This window comes from Bacillus sp. MAG717A, from assembly GCF_036884855.1.
Classification (GTDB): domain Bacteria; phylum Bacillota; class Bacilli; order Bacillales; family Bacillaceae; genus Bacillus; species Bacillus safensis.
In genome coordinates this window covers 2,225,681-2,243,593 of sequence record NZ_CP145733.1, presented here as the reverse complement: position 1 = coordinate 2,243,593, position 17,913 = coordinate 2,225,681, and the positions used below count along the sequence as shown (strand labels likewise).

The 17,913-nt window shown below is 43.4% G+C and carries 18 protein-coding genes; 4 read left to right on the top strand and 14 right to left on the bottom strand.

Annotated elements, in window-relative coordinates; genetic code table 11:
* Nucleotides 1-74: 74 nt before the first annotated feature.
* The 6 genes from V6Z54_RS11390 to yutH all read right to left on the bottom strand — a co-directional run bounded on the left by V6Z54_RS11390 (nt 75) and on the right by yutH (nt 7,730).
* Nucleotides 75-2,045: a S9 family peptidase gene (locus V6Z54_RS11390; RefSeq protein ID WP_338527340.1), complete on the bottom strand. Its 1,971-nt coding sequence runs from the start codon at nt 2,043-2,045 to the stop codon at nt 75-77.
* Nucleotides 2,046-2,149: 104 nt separating this feature from the next.
* Nucleotides 2,150-3,082 carry a homoserine kinase gene (gene thrB / locus V6Z54_RS11385; protein ID WP_041088416.1) on the bottom strand — a complete coding sequence of 311 codons (933 nt, stop codon included), beginning with the start codon at nt 3,080-3,082 and terminating at the stop codon, nt 2,150-2,152.
* Nucleotides 3,079-4,140, bottom strand: a complete 1,062-nt coding sequence (gene thrC / locus V6Z54_RS11380; RefSeq protein WP_338527339.1) for a threonine synthase — start codon at nt 4,138-4,140, stop codon at nt 3,079-3,081. Before thrC ends, thrB begins: the two co-directional genes overlap by 4 nt.
* Nucleotides 4,140-5,441, bottom strand: coding sequence for a homoserine dehydrogenase (locus V6Z54_RS11375; RefSeq protein WP_041088412.1), 1,302 nt, complete (start codon nt 5,439-5,441; stop codon nt 4,140-4,142). The genes thrC and V6Z54_RS11375 overlap by 1 nt, the downstream gene beginning before the upstream one ends.
* Nucleotides 5,442-5,664: 223 nt before the next feature.
* Nucleotides 5,665-6,633, bottom strand: coding sequence for a D-glycerate dehydrogenase (locus tag V6Z54_RS11370; protein WP_073979066.1), 969 nt, complete (start codon nt 6,631-6,633; stop codon nt 5,665-5,667).
* Nucleotides 6,634-6,707: 74 nt separating this feature from the next.
* The gene (gene yutH, locus V6Z54_RS11365; protein ID WP_041088408.1) at nt 6,708-7,730 is read right to left on the bottom strand and encodes a spore coat putative kinase YutH; all 1,023 of its coding nucleotides are present in this window, start codon (nt 7,728-7,730) and stop codon (nt 6,708-6,710) included.
* Nucleotides 7,731-7,862: 132 nt separating this feature from the next.
* Here yutH and V6Z54_RS11360 point away from each other — a divergent pair, with 132 nt between their 5' ends.
* Nucleotides 7,863-8,363, top strand: coding sequence for a phosphatidylglycerophosphatase A (locus V6Z54_RS11360; RefSeq protein WP_041088406.1), 501 nt, complete (start codon nt 7,863-7,865; stop codon nt 8,361-8,363).
* A gap of 39 nt (nt 8,364-8,402) precedes the next feature.
* Here the strand turns inward: V6Z54_RS11360 and V6Z54_RS11355 are convergent, their stop codons facing one another.
* From V6Z54_RS11355 to V6Z54_RS11345, 3 genes are read right to left on the bottom strand one after another with little or no spacing between them, the layout of a single operon-like run.
* Nucleotides 8,403-9,176: a TIGR01457 family HAD-type hydrolase gene (locus V6Z54_RS11355; RefSeq protein ID WP_338527973.1), complete on the bottom strand. Its 774-nt coding sequence runs from the start codon at nt 9,174-9,176 to the stop codon at nt 8,403-8,405.
* An 18-nt stretch (nt 9,177-9,194) separates the two neighbouring features.
* Nucleotides 9,195-9,629, bottom strand: a complete 435-nt coding sequence (locus tag V6Z54_RS11350) for a DUF86 domain-containing protein (protein WP_041088402.1) — start codon at nt 9,627-9,629, stop codon at nt 9,195-9,197.
* 19 nt (nt 9,630-9,648) lie between these two features.
* Nucleotides 9,649-9,924 (bottom strand): YutD family protein, encoded by a 276-nt coding sequence (locus V6Z54_RS11345; RefSeq protein WP_039181199.1) that lies wholly within the window; start codon nt 9,922-9,924, stop codon nt 9,649-9,651.
* 120 nt (nt 9,925-10,044) lie between these two features.
* Between V6Z54_RS11345 and V6Z54_RS11340 the strand changes: the two genes are divergently transcribed.
* Entirely contained in the window at nt 10,045-10,680 is a 636-nt protein-coding gene (locus V6Z54_RS11340; protein WP_034659879.1) for a YhcN/YlaJ family sporulation lipoprotein, read from the top strand.
* A 39-nt stretch (nt 10,681-10,719) separates the two neighbouring features.
* Here the strand turns inward: V6Z54_RS11340 and lipA are convergent, their stop codons facing one another.
* The gene (gene lipA / locus V6Z54_RS11335; protein WP_008360456.1) at nt 10,720-11,616 is read right to left on the bottom strand and encodes a lipoyl synthase; all 897 of its coding nucleotides are present in this window, start codon (nt 11,614-11,616) and stop codon (nt 10,720-10,722) included.
* A 326-nt stretch (nt 11,617-11,942) separates the two neighbouring features.
* Here lipA and V6Z54_RS11330 point away from each other — a divergent pair, with 326 nt between their 5' ends.
* Nucleotides 11,943-12,890 (top strand): M23 family metallopeptidase, encoded by a 948-nt coding sequence (locus V6Z54_RS11330; RefSeq protein WP_241768940.1) that lies wholly within the window; start codon nt 11,943-11,945, stop codon nt 12,888-12,890.
* 27 nt (nt 12,891-12,917) lie between these two features.
* On the opposite strand, the gene yunB is transcribed toward V6Z54_RS11330, so the two are convergent.
* The 4 genes from yunB to V6Z54_RS11310 form a co-directional block, all read right to left on the bottom strand.
* On the bottom strand, nt 12,918-13,688 hold the full coding sequence (gene yunB / locus V6Z54_RS11325; RefSeq protein ID WP_024423371.1) for a sporulation protein YunB: 771 nt from the start codon (nt 13,686-13,688) through the stop codon (nt 12,918-12,920).
* A 69-nt stretch (nt 13,689-13,757) separates the two neighbouring features.
* Nucleotides 13,758-14,063 carry a DUF1805 domain-containing protein gene (locus V6Z54_RS11320; protein WP_041088397.1) on the bottom strand — a complete coding sequence of 102 codons (306 nt, stop codon included), beginning with the start codon at nt 14,061-14,063 and terminating at the stop codon, nt 13,758-13,760.
* Nucleotides 14,064-14,130: 67 nt separating this feature from the next.
* Nucleotides 14,131-15,504, bottom strand: a complete 1,374-nt coding sequence (locus tag V6Z54_RS11315; protein WP_305960650.1) for a bifunctional UDP-sugar hydrolase/5'-nucleotidase — start codon at nt 15,502-15,504, stop codon at nt 14,131-14,133.
* A 63-nt stretch (nt 15,505-15,567) separates the two neighbouring features.
* On the bottom strand, nt 15,568-16,419 hold the full coding sequence (locus V6Z54_RS11310; RefSeq protein ID WP_064498081.1) for a DUF72 domain-containing protein: 852 nt from the start codon (nt 16,417-16,419) through the stop codon (nt 15,568-15,570).
* 305 nt (nt 16,420-16,724) lie between these two features.
* Here V6Z54_RS11310 and V6Z54_RS11305 point away from each other — a divergent pair, with 305 nt between their 5' ends.
* Complete coding sequence (locus V6Z54_RS11305; RefSeq protein WP_338527338.1) at nt 16,725-17,894, top strand: helix-turn-helix domain-containing protein; 1,170 nt, start codon at nt 16,725-16,727, stop codon at nt 17,892-17,894.
* The last annotated feature ends 19 nt before the right edge of the window (nt 17,895-17,913 follow it).

Genomic DNA, 17,913 nt, shown 5'->3' with positions numbered 1-17,913 from the left:
CACCAGCACGCAGGACTGACACCGAATGCAAGGGTTTGTCAGCACGCTGAAGTGGCCCGATTAGGGTCGTTTTTTTAGGCTAGCTTTTCTCTAAACCATTCCTTAATAAAGGTCAGTCTTTGAATACGCTGCCCCGGGTGGCCGCTTCTGGATAAATCATGAGATGCCTTCGGGAATTTGACCAATCTTGTGTCTTTCCCAAGCTCCTTCAATGCCACAAAAAGCTGTTCTGCTTGATCAACTGGGCAGCGATAATCTTCATCGCTGTGCAGGATGAGAAGCGGCGTGTTCATCTGCTTCACATATTTTAGCGGAGAACGATCCCATAGCTTATCGACAGAATCATAAATATCCCCATCAATCTGCCACCTTGTAAAGAAATAACCGATATCACTGATGCCATAAAAGCTAATCCAGTTTGAAATGGAGCGCTGTGTGACAGCTGCACGGAAGCGGTCGGTCTGACCGACAATCCAGTTGGTCATAAAACCGCCATAGCTGCCGCCTGTCACGCCAAGCCTTGTTTCATCAAGGAAATCATAGGCTTTGAGCACATGATCAACAGCCTGCATGACATCGTCATAATCAACGTCACCATAGCTTCCTCTTACACGGTCGGTAAACATCTGTCCGTATCCATGACTTCCGTGCGGATTGATATACACGATGGCATAGCCTTCTGAAGCGAGCATTTGAAATTCATGAAAATACGTATAACCATACATCGCATGCGGTCCGCCATGAACCTCTAGAATGAGCGGATATTTCTTTCCCTCTTCCATCTGGGAAGGCTTCATAAACCAGCCATGCACCTCGTCACCATCTTTTGACTGAAAAGAAAATGGTTCAGGTTCCGATACGATATGCTCCTTTAGAAAATCATGATGCTCAAATGTGATTTGCTTTAGTTCTGTCTCCCCTAATGTCATCTCATACAGCTCACTTGGTGAGACAGGTGAAAGCCGGCTGAGCAGTAGTTTGGTTTCATCTGGATGAAGGCTGAAATTGGTGATATGTTCCGACTCTAGTCGAACTGGATAGGCTAAACCTTCAATAGAGAAATAATAAATCCCTGTACTGCCTTGATCAGAAACAAGCGTATAAAATCCTTGGCTGTCCTTTGTCCACTGTGGAACCTGATAGGCCTCTCCCATCACGCTATCTCCTGCCATACAGTTTCCAACATACATATCGAGCATTTCTGACAGCTGAACCACCTTGTCTTCTTTCAGATCATACAGCCATATTGATGGGAAGGTGGCATTTTGAAATTCGCGCTCATGTCCAATATACAAAAGACTCTCTCCATTTGGAGAAAAAGATACGGTGGAATAAGCACCGTTTGCTTGTGTGATCTTTTTTGTCTGACCATCTTCTAATGACAGAAGACACACGTCACTTATGTAAGGTATCTGTGGATTTAATTGAATAAAGGCAAGCCATTTGCCGCATGGAGAAATCGTATGATTCATATGATGAACCTGCTCGCTCGTGATAGGCTCTACCTCTCCTGAACGGATATCCACTTTCACGATCTGTGTGACACGCCCATCTAAAAAGCCTCTTCCATCTGCTTTATAGGTCAAATCATCATATACCGCTGGAGCAAATTCATCTTGCTCTTCCTTTTTTTCATCATGAACAGATTCTGATTGTTTCAATGACACAGCCGCATAAATGAATGCTCCGTCGGGAGAAAAGACAGGGTGAGATACTCCGTATGGAATCTTTGTTAAAGTACGCACGCCGCCTCCTTCGCTCTTTATGAGTGCGAGCTGAGGGGCTTCCTTTGGTTTTTGCAAAATAAAAGCAAGTTGTCTGCCGTCTTTTGACCAAACTGGCTGATGATGCTTTCCATCCTCAAATGTCCATTGTGCCAGCTCCTCTGTCTCTTCATCTCGTACCCATAAGTGGATGTTGTAATCGTCCTTTTTCTCATTCACAGTGACTTTTGTAAAGACTGCCTTTTTTCCATCTGGTGAATAAACCGGATGAGAAACAGAAACAATCTTCGTTAAATCTTCTGCCGTCATCAATTTCTTCATGAATGTATCTCCCCCTTATATGGATAAAAAATAGTTCGATCCTCTAAATAATAATCCCTGCTTCTTCCCATAAAAAACAAGCATAAAAAAAGAACGTGCAGATTTTACAGCACGTTCTTTACTTGATTAACAGGATGATGCTGCACGACAACACCTTCTACTGGCACCGTCAGCAAATCGACTTCGCAATGCGGGAAGTTTTGGGCAAGCTGCTCTTTCAGTGCTTCACCCTTCCCTTTTTCCACTAAGGTGAGGATCGTCGGCCCAGCACCGCTCAAAGCTGTTCCATACGCTCCTTTGAGCGAAGCGACATGCTCTACCTTCGACAGCTCTGGAACGAGCATTGTGCGGTAAGGCTGATGAAATAAATCCTTATTCATCATTTCTCCAACAAGCGGCCAGTTTTGCGTCATTAATGCGGCAACAAGGACGTTGCTCACAGCACTCGCACTGACAGCATGCTTATAGGAAAAATCCTCTGGCAGGACATCACGGGCATCCTTTGTGAGCACTTCATAAAAAGGAATGACCACGACAACATCTACATCCACATGCTGTACTTTAACGGCATGGGTTTTGTCTTCTTCATGAAGACCAATTAGTAAACCACCGAATAAAGAGGCACCCGCATTATCTGGATGACCTTCTATCTCACTTGCATAAAAGAGCTTCTGATCATCTGTCATGTTTAATTCAAGAAGCTGATTGGCGAGTTCAATGGCGGCCACGATGGCAGCAGCGCTGCTGCCAAGCCCTCGTGCCAATGGAATATCACTCCACACTTTGACATGAACAGGCGGGAGTGTTTTTCCAAAGTCATCTGCGACCTTTTTGGCTGTTTGATAAATTAGGTTGTCGGTGCCTGATGGAATTCCAGCTACGACATCTGTTTCTGCTTCAAACAGCCAGCTATCATGGTCATAGACCGATAGCTTTAAATAGCGGCTGAGTGCCATTCCAACTGAATCAAAGCCTGGTCCTAAATTGGCAGTGCTTCCCGGTACTGTGATTGAAAAAAGCATGGAGGCTTCACTCATACGCGTGCGGCCTTTTCTAAGTGTTCAAGAATTTGATCTTCATCTGCATCGAGTGTGACCGGCTTAATTTGCGAAATATCAATAGCCGTATTTGGATCTTTCAGTCCGTTGCCTGTTAGTACCGCAACAACTTTACTGCCTGGCTTGATTTCACCAGATTTCACCTGCTTTAACACGCCGGCAATTGACGCACATGAGCCAGGCTCTGCAAACACACCTTCTTCACGTGCAATCAATTGATACGCATGAAGAATTTCCTCATCAGTCACTTCATCAATCTTTCCGTTTGATTCATCTGCGGCTGCCACAGCTTGTTTCCAGCTCGCTGGATTTCCGATACGGATAGCCGTTGCCACTGTTTCTGGCTGCTCAATCACTTCATTTCGAACGATTGCCGCTGCACCTTCTGCTTCAAAACCACGCATGACAGGCAGTCCAGTTCCTTTGTTCTCGTGATATTCCTTGAAGCCTTTCCAGTAGGCTGTGATGTTCCCGGCATTTCCAACAGGAATCGCCAGTACGTCCGGGGCAGAGCCTAGCTGCTCACAGATTTCAAATGCTGCTGTCTTTTGTCCTTCAATTCGATAAGGATTGACGGAGTTCACAAGGGCGATCGGCGCTTTTTCACAGATACTGCGGACGATTTTCAATGCATCATCAAAGTTGCCGTCAATGGCAATGATCTCTGCTCCGTACATGACAGCCTGTGCAAGCTTACCGAAGGCAATTTTCCCGTCTGGAATGATGACAATACATTTCATATCAGCACGGGCTGCATAAGCTGCTGCTGCTGCAGAGGTATTCCCTGTTGAAGCGCACATGATTGTATCATTGCCTTCTTCTTTTGCCTTTGCAACGGCCATGACCATTCCTCGATCCTTGAAAGAACCTGTTGGATTGACGCCTTCTGTTTTCACATGAAGCTCGATCCCCAGCTTTTCTGAAAGCTTGGCGAGATGGATCAGCGGTGTATTCCCTTCATTTAATGTTAGTTTAGGTGTAGATTCGTTTACTGGTAAGAATTCTTGAAATTCTTCAATGAGTCCATTCCATTTCATCAGCTTAAACCGTTCCCTTCTACTCGGTACGTGCTCTTCACTTGAACCACCACATCGAGGTCGTTTAATTTTTGCAGAATATTTGAGAAATCTTCTTCTGAGGTCTGATGTGTAATAATCACAATTTCAGCCAGCTCATCATGTCCTTTTACAGGAAGCTGAAGGATTTTTTCAAAGCTGATGCCTCTTTCAGAAAAAATAGATGTAATGCGGGAGAATGCCCCGACTTGATCTCTGACATGAATTCTTAAAAACTGCTGAGCAAATACTTCTGATGACGATTTGATCTTCTTCTCAAACTGCGGTGCGATAAATCCGCTTCCGTTCACGCCAAGGCGCATGTTTTTCATTACTGCGACTAAGTCTGATACAACAGCTGTTGCTGTTGGCAGACTTCCTGCTCCAGGTCCGTAAAACATCGTTTCTCCTACAGCACTTCCGTAGACATACACCGCATTAAATTCATTGTTGACGGATGATAATGGATGATGATCAGGAAGTAAGGTTGGCTGAACGCTGACCTCCACTTTCTCTCCATCCCGCTGAGCAATTCCGATCAGCTTCATTGTATAGCCAAACCGCTTACTGAAATTAATATCCTCATCAGAGATTTCAGAAATACCTTTCACCTTGACGTCGTCTAAATCTACATTCATGGAAAAGCCGAGCCTTGCAAGAATCGCCATTTTCCTTGCTGCATCCAGTCCTTCTACATCAGCTGTCGGGTCTGCTTCTGCAAAGCCAAGATCCTGTGCTTCTTTTAAGACATCCTCATACGCGCTTTTATCGACATTCATTTTCGTTAAAATAAAATTCGTTGTACCGTTCACAATCCCCATCATCTTGGTGATTCGGTCAGAGGCGAGCCCTTCCTCCAGTGTTCGCAAAATCGGAATTCCTCCGGCGACACTTGCTTCATAATAAAGATCACAGCCATTTTCTTTCGCTACATGTAAAAGCTCCGTACCGTAAAGCGCCATTAAATCTTTATTGGCCGTAATGACATGCTTCTTCTCATTCAACGCATCTATTAAATATTGTTTTGTCTCTTCAATGCCGCCCATCACTTCAATGATGACGTCGACCTCTGGATCTCTAATCACATCATATACTTCAGTTGTGAAGACCTCTCTTGCGACATCCACATCTCTTTTTTTATCGGGATTGCTCACAAGCACTTTTTGTATTAATACCGGACAGCCGATTTGGTGCATTAATTTATCCTGATGGTCTTGGATAATTTTTACGACACCACTTCCCACTGTTCCTAATCCTAATAGCCCAACTCGAATTGCCTTCACCTGAAATTCCACCTTTCTCCGTAAATGTCCTCTCTAAAAAGACATTTGTTAACCTTACACAGACATTCAATGTACACACATTATAAAGGGGTATCCTCATTTTGACAAGGTAATAAAATAAGAGATTGTCAGAATGAAACCGCTTAACAGCTATTTACATCAAGATTCTATATTTTCAAAATATTTTTGTCAGAAAAGCTCCCGAACACCGGGAAGCTTTATATTATGAACGAACCGGCGTTTTGGCTGGCTCGTCTTGTAAGACAAGCGCTATATTTTCAGCACATAAACGCATCATCGTTTTTCTCGTTTCGACACTAGCACTTCCAATATGAGGGAGGACTGTGACGTTACGTAATGTCGTTAATGGATGAGATGGACTGACAGGCTCTTGTCTAAATACATCTAGACCTGCGCCGGCAATTTTTCCTGTTGTGACAGCCTCGTATAAAGCATCCTCATCCACCGTCTGTCCTCTTGATACGTTAATGAAATAAGCAGAGTTCTTCATCAGATCAAATGCTTGTTCATTAAACATGTCTTTCGTTTCCGAAGTTAACGGCGTCAGGCAGACGATGAAATCAGACTGTTTGAGCAGTTCCTCAAAACCCGCATAGGTCACGCCAAGCTGCGCTTCTGCCTCGGGTTTTCTTGAACGATTATGATAAAGGACATTCATATTAAAGCCTTTGGCCCGCTTGGCAAGTGCTTTTCCAATGCTGCCCATGCCGACAATCCCGAGCGTTTTGTGATGAACATCAGCACCAGCAAGAAGAAGCGGGCCCCAGCCTGTCCAATTTCCATCCTTAATCCAATCACTCGCCTCAACAATGCGTCTAGCTGACGCCATCAGAAGGGCAAAGGCTAAATCAGCCGTCGATTCTGTTAAGACGTCTGGTGTATGACATACAGTGATTCCGCGCTTTTTGGCTGCTTCAACATCAATATTGTCATAGCCAACAGCAAGGTTTGCGACCACCTTGATATTCGGAGCCTTTGATAAGAGGGGCTCATCTATTTGATCTGACAGCATGGTGAGAAGCGCATCCGCTTTAGCTGCTTGTGTTTCTAGCTCTTCTCTTGGACACGGCTCATCCTCGCTCGGCCACATCTCAACATGAGCGACTTCTTTTAATGGTGTAAGTGATGCTTCATCAAGCTTTCTTGTGATATAGACATAAGGTTTCGTCAAGAAGGACACTCCTTTAATCGATTTCTTTAAGCATAACGAAAAACGCCTCAAGAGAAAAGAGACGTTTCGTCTGTTCACTGAAACTTCAAATCAGCTGCAGGCTGAATCCAGCCAATAGCCGGAATGGGGCTCCCGCCGCTTCGCATGGCACTCATTTCTTGAAAGACCTTCAAAAAGTATTCATAGCGGCTCGCATCATTTAAGACGTAATCTAACCGCTCTTCATAATATGCTTTTTCATTTTCTCCAGACATGTAGTAGCCTTCCACAATTTCAAAATAATGAAGCGGGAACAGCAGACGGCTGTATAACAAACGCTTTGAAAAGGAGGAAAGAGGTGTCACCTGCTCGTATTGCTGAAGAAAGGAAAAGCCTTCTTCAATTAAATCTTCCTTATGCTGTACAAAGGTCTCTCTTAAGTATTCGGCAATATCACGGGTTGGATGATCAAATACCCAATCCACAGGTAAACGAAGCGGCTGCTCATGCGGCCATGTCATACGTGAAAAGCGCTGATGACAGACAGTGCCTGAGTCACCTTCTTTCGGTTCATCATCGAGCTCAGTATCGACTAAATATTGAATGGCATTCTCCGTTAATCCAAGATAATACGGAAACGATTCAATGAATTTTTGTTCAAACCGTTCCAGCGGTTTTTGGTGCATTTGCTGCATCCAAAAGCCTTCAAGCTGATCTAATCGTTTTGCCCATAATTCCTTCCAGGCACCGACACGTTTTGTTTCCGATACTTCATATGGAAATCCTCTTCCTCTAACATGAAAGGATGCCAGCTCTGACGCATGCTGAAACGAGCGGCTTGAGATCGGAGGCGCTGCTTTTAATAAAGCGTACTGCTCCTTCCCATGAGTAAAGGTAGGTTTCTCTTCATTTGTTAATTCAAACACAGCGACGTATGGGTCTCCAGCATTCAGTAAATACTGACTGATATGATACAACTCTGAGAGTTCTTCTTCTCGCAAATGAGACACAGGAACAATGAGGAAGAGAGCCTCCGCCGTTTGAAAGCTCTGATAACTGCCGTATGGCATAAATTGACGAACATCAATACCAAATGTGTGATAAATGGTTTCTTTCATGTTTTCACCTGCGTTCCTATGATCAATCTCTTATCATATCGTAGTCGCAGGTTAAGGGATTTATGAATACTATTTACTATCCGAAGCTTTTTACACATTGTGGACAAATTAAGAGGATTGGGTGAGGAATACATGCCGCATCATCATGAGATGAACGAAGTAGAAAAAACAGCAAGACGCCGTTTACAAGAACGAGGCGTAACCATTCAAGATATAGCAGACCTTGTCTACTTTTTACAGGAAAAATATCATCCTGGCTTAGACATGACAGAATGCCTCCACAATGTGGAGCGTGTCATCGCAAAACGTGAAGTCCAAAATGCGATTTTAACGGGCGTCGAACTAGACGTACTCGCCGAGCAAAAGAAGCTGACTGAGCCGCTTCAATCAATACTTGAAACGGACGAAAGCCTGTATGGCGTTGATGAAATTTTATCCTTTGCTATCGTCAATATTTATGGTTCGATCGGCTTTACGAATTACGGATATATCGATAAAGAAAAACCAGGAATTCTCGGGAAACTCAACGATAAATCCACAGGCGAATGCCACACCTTTTTAGATGACATCGTCGGCGCTATTGCTGCTGCCGCATCAAGCAGGCTGGCACATAGTGCGAGAAATGCAGAATAAAGAAAAAGAGGACGCGCGCGTAACGCTTGTCCTCTTTTTTTATGATAATCGTTCAATCCACTCGGATAATGAATCAATGACATAGGTTGGCTGCTTTTCATACTGCTGGAGCAGCTCTTTTGTTGTCACACCTGTATGGACGAGTAATGTGTCCATGCCTGCATTCATTCCTGCCATAATATCCGTATCATAGTTATCACCCACCATGAGCGTCTCAGACACATCTGTCCCAAGCACACGCATCGCTTGTTCCATAATAATTGATTCTGGCTTTCCGATAAATGTCGGCTGAACTGTTGTCGTCACGGTCAGTACAGATGTTAACGAGCCGTTCCCTGGCAAAAGCCCTCTTTCTGTTGGGATGGCAATATCTCCATTTGTTGAGACAAATTGTGCACCTTGACGAATAGCAATCGCACCTACTGCTAATTTTTCATATGTAATGCCCCGATCAATTCCAACAACAACGAAATCAGCGTCTTCCTGACCAAACGTCAGCCCTTTTTCTTCAATGGCCTGCTTGATTCCTTCTTCACCGATCACGTAAACTGACGCATCTTTCTTTTGCTCAGCAATATAATTGGCCGTCGCCATACTTGTTGTAAAAACTTGTTCTTCTGTTGCTGGGATATCAAATGAAACGAGTTTTTCCGCTACCTGCTTTGGCGTTCGTGATGAGTTATTCGTGACAAATAAGTAAGGGATGTTCAACTCATTTAACTTTTGAACAAATCGACCTGCTTCTTCGATCTTTTCTGTTCCTTTATACATTGTACCGTCTAAATCAATTAAATAGCCTTTGTATTTCATGATGCTCACAACTCCAATGGTTTATTTAAACGCTGATACTGGGCCAAGCTCCTGCTCCAAGTAGGTTCGGATGCGGCTTGGAAAAACCTTTAGCGCCTGCTCTACTTCGCTGATCACCTGCAATAAGTCATGATGATCCACTTCCTGATATTGCTGCACAAGTGTTTTGCGGGATGAGACAAGCTTTTTCAGCTGACTGCCTTCTCCTTCTGGTACGACCTTTTCATCAACAAGGATATCCATGATGTCATCATAGCTTCCTGGGTCACGCATAATAAAGCCATCAATCATGTCATTTCCAGTATCAAGAATACATTCGACGAGCAAATGAACAATTCGTTCCAGCGCTTTTTTTTCTAAAGGACTTGTCCATGTTTGATGACTCTGCATCAACTCATATTGCTCCTCGAAAAAACGTAATGTCTCTTCAATCTTTTTTCTGTCTACGAAATACATTATGACGCTCCCCTTTGCGTTATTTTCTGATTCGTTTTAAGACAAAATAGGCACAGCCAAAATTACAGTATTCATAAATGTATTCATCGAGTGTGCTGATTTTAGTATCAAATGTGGCCTTTTGGTTTTGGTCATCAAAGAACCCTTTCAGCCTGAGCTGATTATAGCCCCAGTCCCCCACAATATAATCATACTTATTTAAAATATCTGAGTACCTTGCTTTAAACGCTTCTTCATTAAAGCCGTCTTTGATATCTCTTACAAGATCAAAGGTAGCATTCTGAATGACGATCATCTTCTCACCTCTTTTTAAACGATCCATCTTTAATGATAATTCATTGGAAGAACTCCATCAATTGCTAAAGCATGTTTTTTCCGTTTTAGCCGAAGCTAAAGGAAAAAGGAGGTCACATTTATGAAGAAACAACTGACAGCCGCGATTCTCCTCAGCATGCTTTTAGGCGGGTGCGGCTTTCAATCAGGTATGAACCGACAAGTGGATGAAGATTCTTCAAGTAAAACCATCCGTCTGTCGGATCGTCATGAAGGAAATAATTCCAACATGCCAGAAGCAGACACAAACAGAGCAGGATATGTTCGTTATCAGCGCCAGCAAGTAACGGATCAGAAAGAAAGAACCCCTGCTTTAAATCGTGAGCATCTTGCCCACGTGATTACAAGTTTAACGGTGCAGCTGCCAAACATCAAAGATGCAGCCACACTTGTGACAGATGAGGATGCACTCATCGTGTATCGAACAGGAAACAAAAACCGTGATGAATCTGCCGATCAAGTAAAGAAAACGGCGGTTTCTGTTCTCCCTCGTTATTATCATGTATACGTCTCTGATAATCCAGAGCACTTTCAATCCATTGCCAATTTTTCACGTCTTCAAACCAATTCACGTGATTTTGACCAGATTTTAACCAAAACAATTCAGCAAATGAAGTATTCCCCTCAAGGTGGAGATATTTCAACGAAAGAAGATGCAAATGGGATGACGAATTCCGACCGTACGATGAGAAGAAACGCCCCTTATGGCCAAAATTAATATGAGAAAAAACGCCAGAGAGCTCTGGCGTTTTCTTTGTTATGCTTGCGCCTGACGCTTTTTAGACGCTTCGTTTACTTGTTCATCTGCATGGTAGGAAGAGCGCACAAGCGGTCCAGCTTCACAGTGGCTAAAGCCTTTTGACATCGCAATTTCCTTCAGCTCTGCAAACTCATCCGGATGGTAGTATTTTTGAACTTTCAAATGCTTTTTCGAAGGCTGTAGGTACTGACCAATCGCCATAATATCCACGTTATTGGCAAGAAGATCATCCATGACTTCAATGATTTCTTCCTTCGTTTCACCGAGTCCAATCATAATGCTTGATTTTGTTGGAATGTCAGGCTGCATTTCTTTTGCACGACGCAAGAATTCTAATGAACGATCATATGTAGCACGCGCACGAACTCTTGGCGTTAATCTGCGAACTGTTTCAATGTTGTGATTTAAAATGTCAGGACGAGTGTCCATTAACGTCTTCAAGTTATCATAATTACCGCCCATGTCGGAAGGGAGAACTTCAATGGTCGTAAATGGGCTTTTTCTTCTAATCGCACGAACGGTTTCAGCGAACACACCTGCTCCGCCATCCTTTTGATCATCCCTTGCAACCGCTGTGATGACAGCGTGCTTTAAATTCATTAAGGCTACTGAATCTGCCACGCGTTCTGGCTCTTGCAGGTCAAGCTCAGTTGGAAGTCCAGTTTTCACCGCACAGAAACGGCATGCGCGCGTACAAACAGATCCAAGGATCATAAATGTAGCGGTTCTTCTCACTGCCCAGCATTCATGAATATTCGGACATTTTGCTTCCTCACAAACGGTATGCAGGTTGTTTTCCCGCATCATTTTCTTCAAACCGGTATAGTTTTCATTCGTATTCAGCTTAATTTTAAGCCAGTCCGGTTTTCTTACGTGCTCTTCCTTCTTTGCCAATTCCATCATCTCCATATGAATTCGTTAAAGGTGCATCTACAAAAATCTTCCTGCTATATACGATGGATGCAGCTAAGAAGCTGCAAAAAATTGAATCTTCGGCCTAAAGCCTTTTCTTTAGACACTTTAACATAGTACAGATTGAACAACAAGGGAATGAGCTGCAAAAATACCCAAAAGCCTCCTAAAAAAACAGAAGAAAATTACTAACATTTTCTTCTTATGAAATAGAGTGATCTAACCACACTAAACGGTAGAAGACGATGCTCGATGAAAGGAGATGGACGTTTGTGAAAGTGGTTTTAGCCATCATGATTGCTCTTTCAATGCTCCCTTTACCTGTTCATGCAGAAGGGACCGGCAAACAGCCAGATGAATTGAAGCAGAGAATGGCCCTATATGAAAAAGTCTCCATCATAACACAGGTTCCATGGTATGTACTTGCTGCAGTTGATCAGTATGAACACAATATTCGAAAAAGTAGAAGAGATTTACCGAAACAAAAAGGCGTCATTGGCATCTACATTCCCCGGGAAATGTGGATTGGACCAGAAAACCCAAATAAACAAGATACCTCTCCTTTAAGCATTAAAGTGTTTGACGGAATTGGTCTTGATGGGAATGGGGATGGCAAAGCGGACAGCGATGACGATGAGGATGTATTATTCACGTTTGCTCAATACTTGCTTCACTACGGCAGCAGCATTGAGCAATTAAAAATTGGCTTATGGGATTATTATGGACGGGACCAAACCGTTGGAATCATTTCATCCTTTATGAAGCTATATAAGCACTACGGCCATCTTGATCTTGGAAAGCATGCTTTTCCTCTTCCGGTTGGAGCTGACTACAGCTACCGAAGTACATGGGGAGATGCGAGAGGATTTGGAGGAAGAAGAATTCATGAGGGAACCGATTTATTTGCCCATTATGGACTTCCCGTTCGTGCGACATCATATGGTGTAATTGAAATGAAAGGATGGAACCGCTTTGGCGGCTGGCGGATAGGCATTCGAGATATTCATAATCATTATCATTACTTCGCTCACTTAAACGGCTTTGCAAAAGGACTCAAGACCGGTCAAATTGTTGAACCTGGCCAGGTAATTGGATCTGTCGGAAGCTCCGGTTACGGACCTCCTGGCACCGCAGGAAAGTTTCCGCCGCATCTTCACTATGGCATGTACAAAGACAATGGCAGAACCGAATGGTCATTTGATCCATACCCTCATTTGAGGGCGTGGGAGAGAGCTGAACGGAAACGAAAATCGTAAAAAAACAGCCCAATCATTGTTGGGCTGTTATTCCTTTTTCTTCTTTTTCTCTGGAAGAACAATTGATGGAGCCCCTGAGTTTGTTCCGCTGCCATTATAATAATCTGGTACGTCTCCTTGAACGGCTTGTATGGAGACAGGAACAGAGTTTTTAACTACGATTGTTTCAGAAGCAAATGGGATAATGACTCTTACCTTGACCTCGATCAGAACACTAATATCAATCAAGGCATTGTTGATACCATAAGGCTTAATGTTTTTTTCAACGTCCGTATGCGGATCACCAATCACACTAAAGCGTACAGGTACTTTTGGTCCGAGGTTGGCGATGAGTGCATTTCCGGATGCTTGCCCTAGCGGAATGTTATATATAATGCCGTCATGTCCATCTGTTTGATCCTTTAGCGCTTCTTTTGCCTCTTTTTGAAAGTTCCCCTTTTCAATGTCCTCTAAATTTTTCTGAAGATGACGCGACAGGTCAGCCATTGCTTTCGATGTTGCTTGCGCATTAAAATCGATGGTCGTCACTTTTCCGTTCTCACTTGTATTCATGACCACCATATCCTTCATATTCTCCTGATCGTCTGCAAAGTCTTGAACTGAATATTGTATGAGGTGATTGGCGATGCGCTCTGTTTCTAGTTCAGCAATGTGAATAAGGGTTGGTTTAATTGATCGGTTGATAAAAAATAAACTAATCACGGTTGAGAGCACAAAGAATAAGATCGCAAGCAGCATGACGTATCGGAATGGCAAAGGGCCCTTTTTATAGGGGCGATAACGGCGGTTCATTCTCAATAAAAAATCCCCCCTTCTCCATTACAAGTGTATGCAGACAGGCGGGGGGATAGGAATCATCTGTTCATTTTATTTCACCATTTTCAATAACGCGTCTCTTCCAATGGTTCCAGCTGAAATGCCTAGCGCTTCTGCGGCGTATGTCACAGATTCTAATGGGGCATCAAGCAATTGATCAATAGTTCTCACTCCAACTGCTCTCCCTGCGATAATGCCTCTATCTGCAAGCTTTTCATTCAAGAGCCCGACATCCAGTGCACCGCACATGATATACCCATGTTCATTTGTTACTGCCATGAAATTTGTCTTCGGCAGCTTGACGGTGACCGCTGTAAAGGAATGGCCATCAATTGTAATAGGTGTTAAATTCACCAAATCCCTTCACTCCTCTCATCACAATCTATGTGAAAAGAGAGCGCGTGTTGTTAGGCTGAAGCGGATTTCATGTTGCTTCCTTCAAGCGCCATGTCAGAACATCACGTAAAAATTCAGGCATAAAATATTCAATGTGTTCGTGATCACGGATATGAGGAAAAAGAGAGCCTAATGTATACATATCGACTGTGCCAACAGTATAGGAGGCGTCTTTTTTGATCAATTGACCATGTACAAAGACATCCTTCACCCGTTTGGCCTCGCCTTCTTCTAATGTATAGCTGAGGCCGCTATATAGCATTTTCCCCATCAGCTCACCTCTAAAGCCGAAGCCTTTGATGCGCAGCTGTTCCATTTTTTGTTCACAGCCCCGCTGAACCGTTTCGATGAGCTGTTGACCGGTAAGCGTCACCCGAATGGGATTAATGGGATGCGGACATATCCGGTGGATTTCTTCTCTTGTGACGATCCCTGCCTCTAATGAATCAAGCACCATACCTGCATTCATCATGCCAATATCCGCTCCGCACCAATCTTTAATGGCATCTGTTAAGAGCTGCGGTAGCGGAGATTCGTCGAACCACTTCGTTTCTAGCTTCGTCTCAATTATTGTTACTTTTTCCTGCATCAGTGCTTTTGCTCTTCTCTCCGCCTGCTGTAAGGTGGTGATGGCTTCATCTGATTCACTGATAAGCTGATCCACTGACTGCACTGTCGCTTTTTTCTCTATCAGCTCTTTGCGCGCTGTATCGATTGTCAGCTCGACACAGCCAATATAATGCCCATACTTTTCAGCGCATGCAAGAAGCACCCCATTGTCCATTTCACCTTGTTCTAACAGATGATGCGTGTGCGAGCCTAGGATGATGTCGATTTCAGGGAAGTCACGGGCGACCTCTCGATCATGGATAATACCGAGATGGGATAAGAGCACAATGACATCTGCCTGTCCCTTCACTTCCTGCAGCATGTCCCGTATGCTGTCAAACGGATCAGTAATGTTCCAGCCCAGCTTTTCATAAACAGGTGTATACGCAATGGTCACACCTAAGAGACAGAGCTTCAGTCCGTTTTCCATTGTGATCATATGATAGGGCTTTGCCCATGATGGCCTTTTTCCTTTCTCAAATAGATTAGACAGGACCACTGGAAATTGTGCATTCTCATACAAGTGATCGAGCTGATCATGTGGCAGCGTAATGCCTTCATTATTCCCGATCGTAACTCCATCATAGCCAAGCTGATTGAGGAGCTTGACATTTACCTTTCCATAATCAGCTTCGGATACGAGGTTCACTCGATCCATATGGTCGCCAATATCAAACAAGAGCATCTGATCGTGAACTTGACGCTTTTCTTCAATAAAAGCTGCAATTTTTGGCCAGTTCTCAAAGTGGCTGTGCAAGTCGTTTGTATGATATAACCATAGCTTCTGCAGCATGTTGATCTCTCCCTCAAGTTGTCACTGAACCGTCTCATTCAGGTTGAAAGCCGCAGCTTTCGTTTAACTAAATAAATCTAACTGCTTCGGAGACAGGCTTGAATACGTGATATCCAGCAAATCAATCATCTGCTGTCCATTTGCTGCTGCATCTCCGCCGGAGTTATTATTAAACACGACATAGACATCTTTCGATTGCTGATGCAGGATGTCGAGATTCTTTTTCCACTCTTTTAATTCAGCTTCATTATATAAATATAAGTATCTCACTTCACGCCAATTCTCATGGTCTGCCGGGTGAAGCCAGCCCTGTTTATTCCTTCCGTGAAATCGGACCAATGTTTTATCACGGTGTGTAGCTTGTATGACTGGCGGAATGGAGCCCTCTCCTACTTGCGGTTCATCACAGACGGAATGAATCCATCCTTCCTTTTCCATAAAGGACAAAGTCTGCTCATAAAATTCCTCTGAAAACCATGTACGGTTTCGGAATTCGAGAGCACAAGGAATATCACCCATCTTCTCCTTACACCATCTTAAATAATGGACGTGCTCTTTTTTGCAATCAAACCAAGGTGGAAATTGAAAGAGCACCATGGCCAGTTTCCCTTCACGGATGAGTGGAGTCAGCGAAAGAATAAATGCATCAAACATATCCTCCTTCGAAGCAAACGGAATCTCACCCCTTTGATGTCCAGTCATCCCTTGGTATGCTTTCACAACAAATTGAAAGTCATCCGGAGTATCCTTTATCCACTTTTCATGATTACGCTCAGGCTGAACCGCATAAAAGCTGGCATCTAGTTCCACAATGGGAAACGTTGATGCGTAGTGAAACAGCTTTTGCGCGCTGCCAATTTTCGGCGGATAAAGACTGTCATGATCTCCCCAGCCAGTTAATCCGATATAAATCATGTTTCTCACCTCTTGCCACTCTCATGTATAAACGGCTTCCTCACATCAAAGCCTTTGTTCCTTGTGATACCCATATTTCTGAAAGAAATTCTTCTGTCTACAACATATCATATTTGCTCGTAATTCTGAATGAAGATGACTGGCGGCACGTGATTTTGTCCTGACGCTCTGTTTTTTTGTCATATTAATTAACAACTTTCTATCTAAAATGATTTTAGCTGATAACATAAAATGCATATCAGAGATGTTGACAGCAATTGTCCATTTTTTTATTCATCTTCACCAATAAAGGAGATTGAGTGGATATGAACATAGCCGATAACCAGTTTGACATATTACAAAAAATGGCCAGAAATATTCACAAGCCCGTTTATTTATTTAACCAGCATGGACGTATTCTCTATACCTCGCACCCCATGATGACGAGCCCAGAATGGATGCACATTCTCCCCTTTTTTCAAAGTAGGACAACTCATTCTTTTTCGATGATACATGCAAAACAAACCTTTTCCATCTTTCCGATCGATTTAAACGAACAAACATGCGATTATCTGGTCATCCTTTCTTTCATTCACCCGCAGAATAAAGCATTGCATGGGATGATTGCAAATGCAGTGAACGAAATGTCGATTGCGCGCATGAGACAATATGCCGCCCTGCAAACGGCCAAGCGTGCTAGAAATGAGGGTTTTCGCAGATGGATAGAGAGGGCGTCGTTTTCCCAGCAAGATCATTTACATTTCGCTCAGGCGTTTGGATTAAAGGCCGAATGCCGCTATCTATGTATGATCTGTCAACTTGATCAGCGCAGTGATACCACATGTTTTATGAAGCAGCAAATGGTTTTAGATCATGTGATTGATCTGCTCGAAAGTGCACTCCTAAGCTGCCCATTTCCTGCCTTTCTGTTTGTCAAAGGTGATATGGGTGTTGTATTGATGGAGGAGACTGGCAGTTGGCCGGAGGTTAGCGGCAGTCTCATCTCTTTTTTAAAACAATTGCAGAAGCTTGTTAAACTGCAAGTGAATCACACCATTTCTTTTGGGGTGAGCTTGACAGCCTGCCTAATCCCCCATCTGTCTGAGGGCTACAATGAAGCATTAGAGGCTCTTCAAACCGGACATCTCTCATCGCGGACTGAATATATTCAATTTTATCAGGCGAAGGATGTACAAGATTTACTAAGGCTTATTCCAAGAAAGGATATGATCACGTTTCACCAGCTGCACCTACACCCGTTATCTGAACCATCACAAGTCGATCAAAGTCTTCTTCACACCTTGTCTGTCTATTTAGAATCCCATTGCCACATTTCAGAAACAGCCAAACGATTGTCTATTCATCGCAACACGGTCATTTATCGCCTTGAGAAGTGTGAAGAATTGCTTCGGATCAGCTTAAAAGATCCTGATGCAACATTGCGGCTGCGCTTAGCCTTCCGTATTCAAAGGTTTCTCACATCCCATCCTGATTGAATTTTTTCTTCCGAAGCTT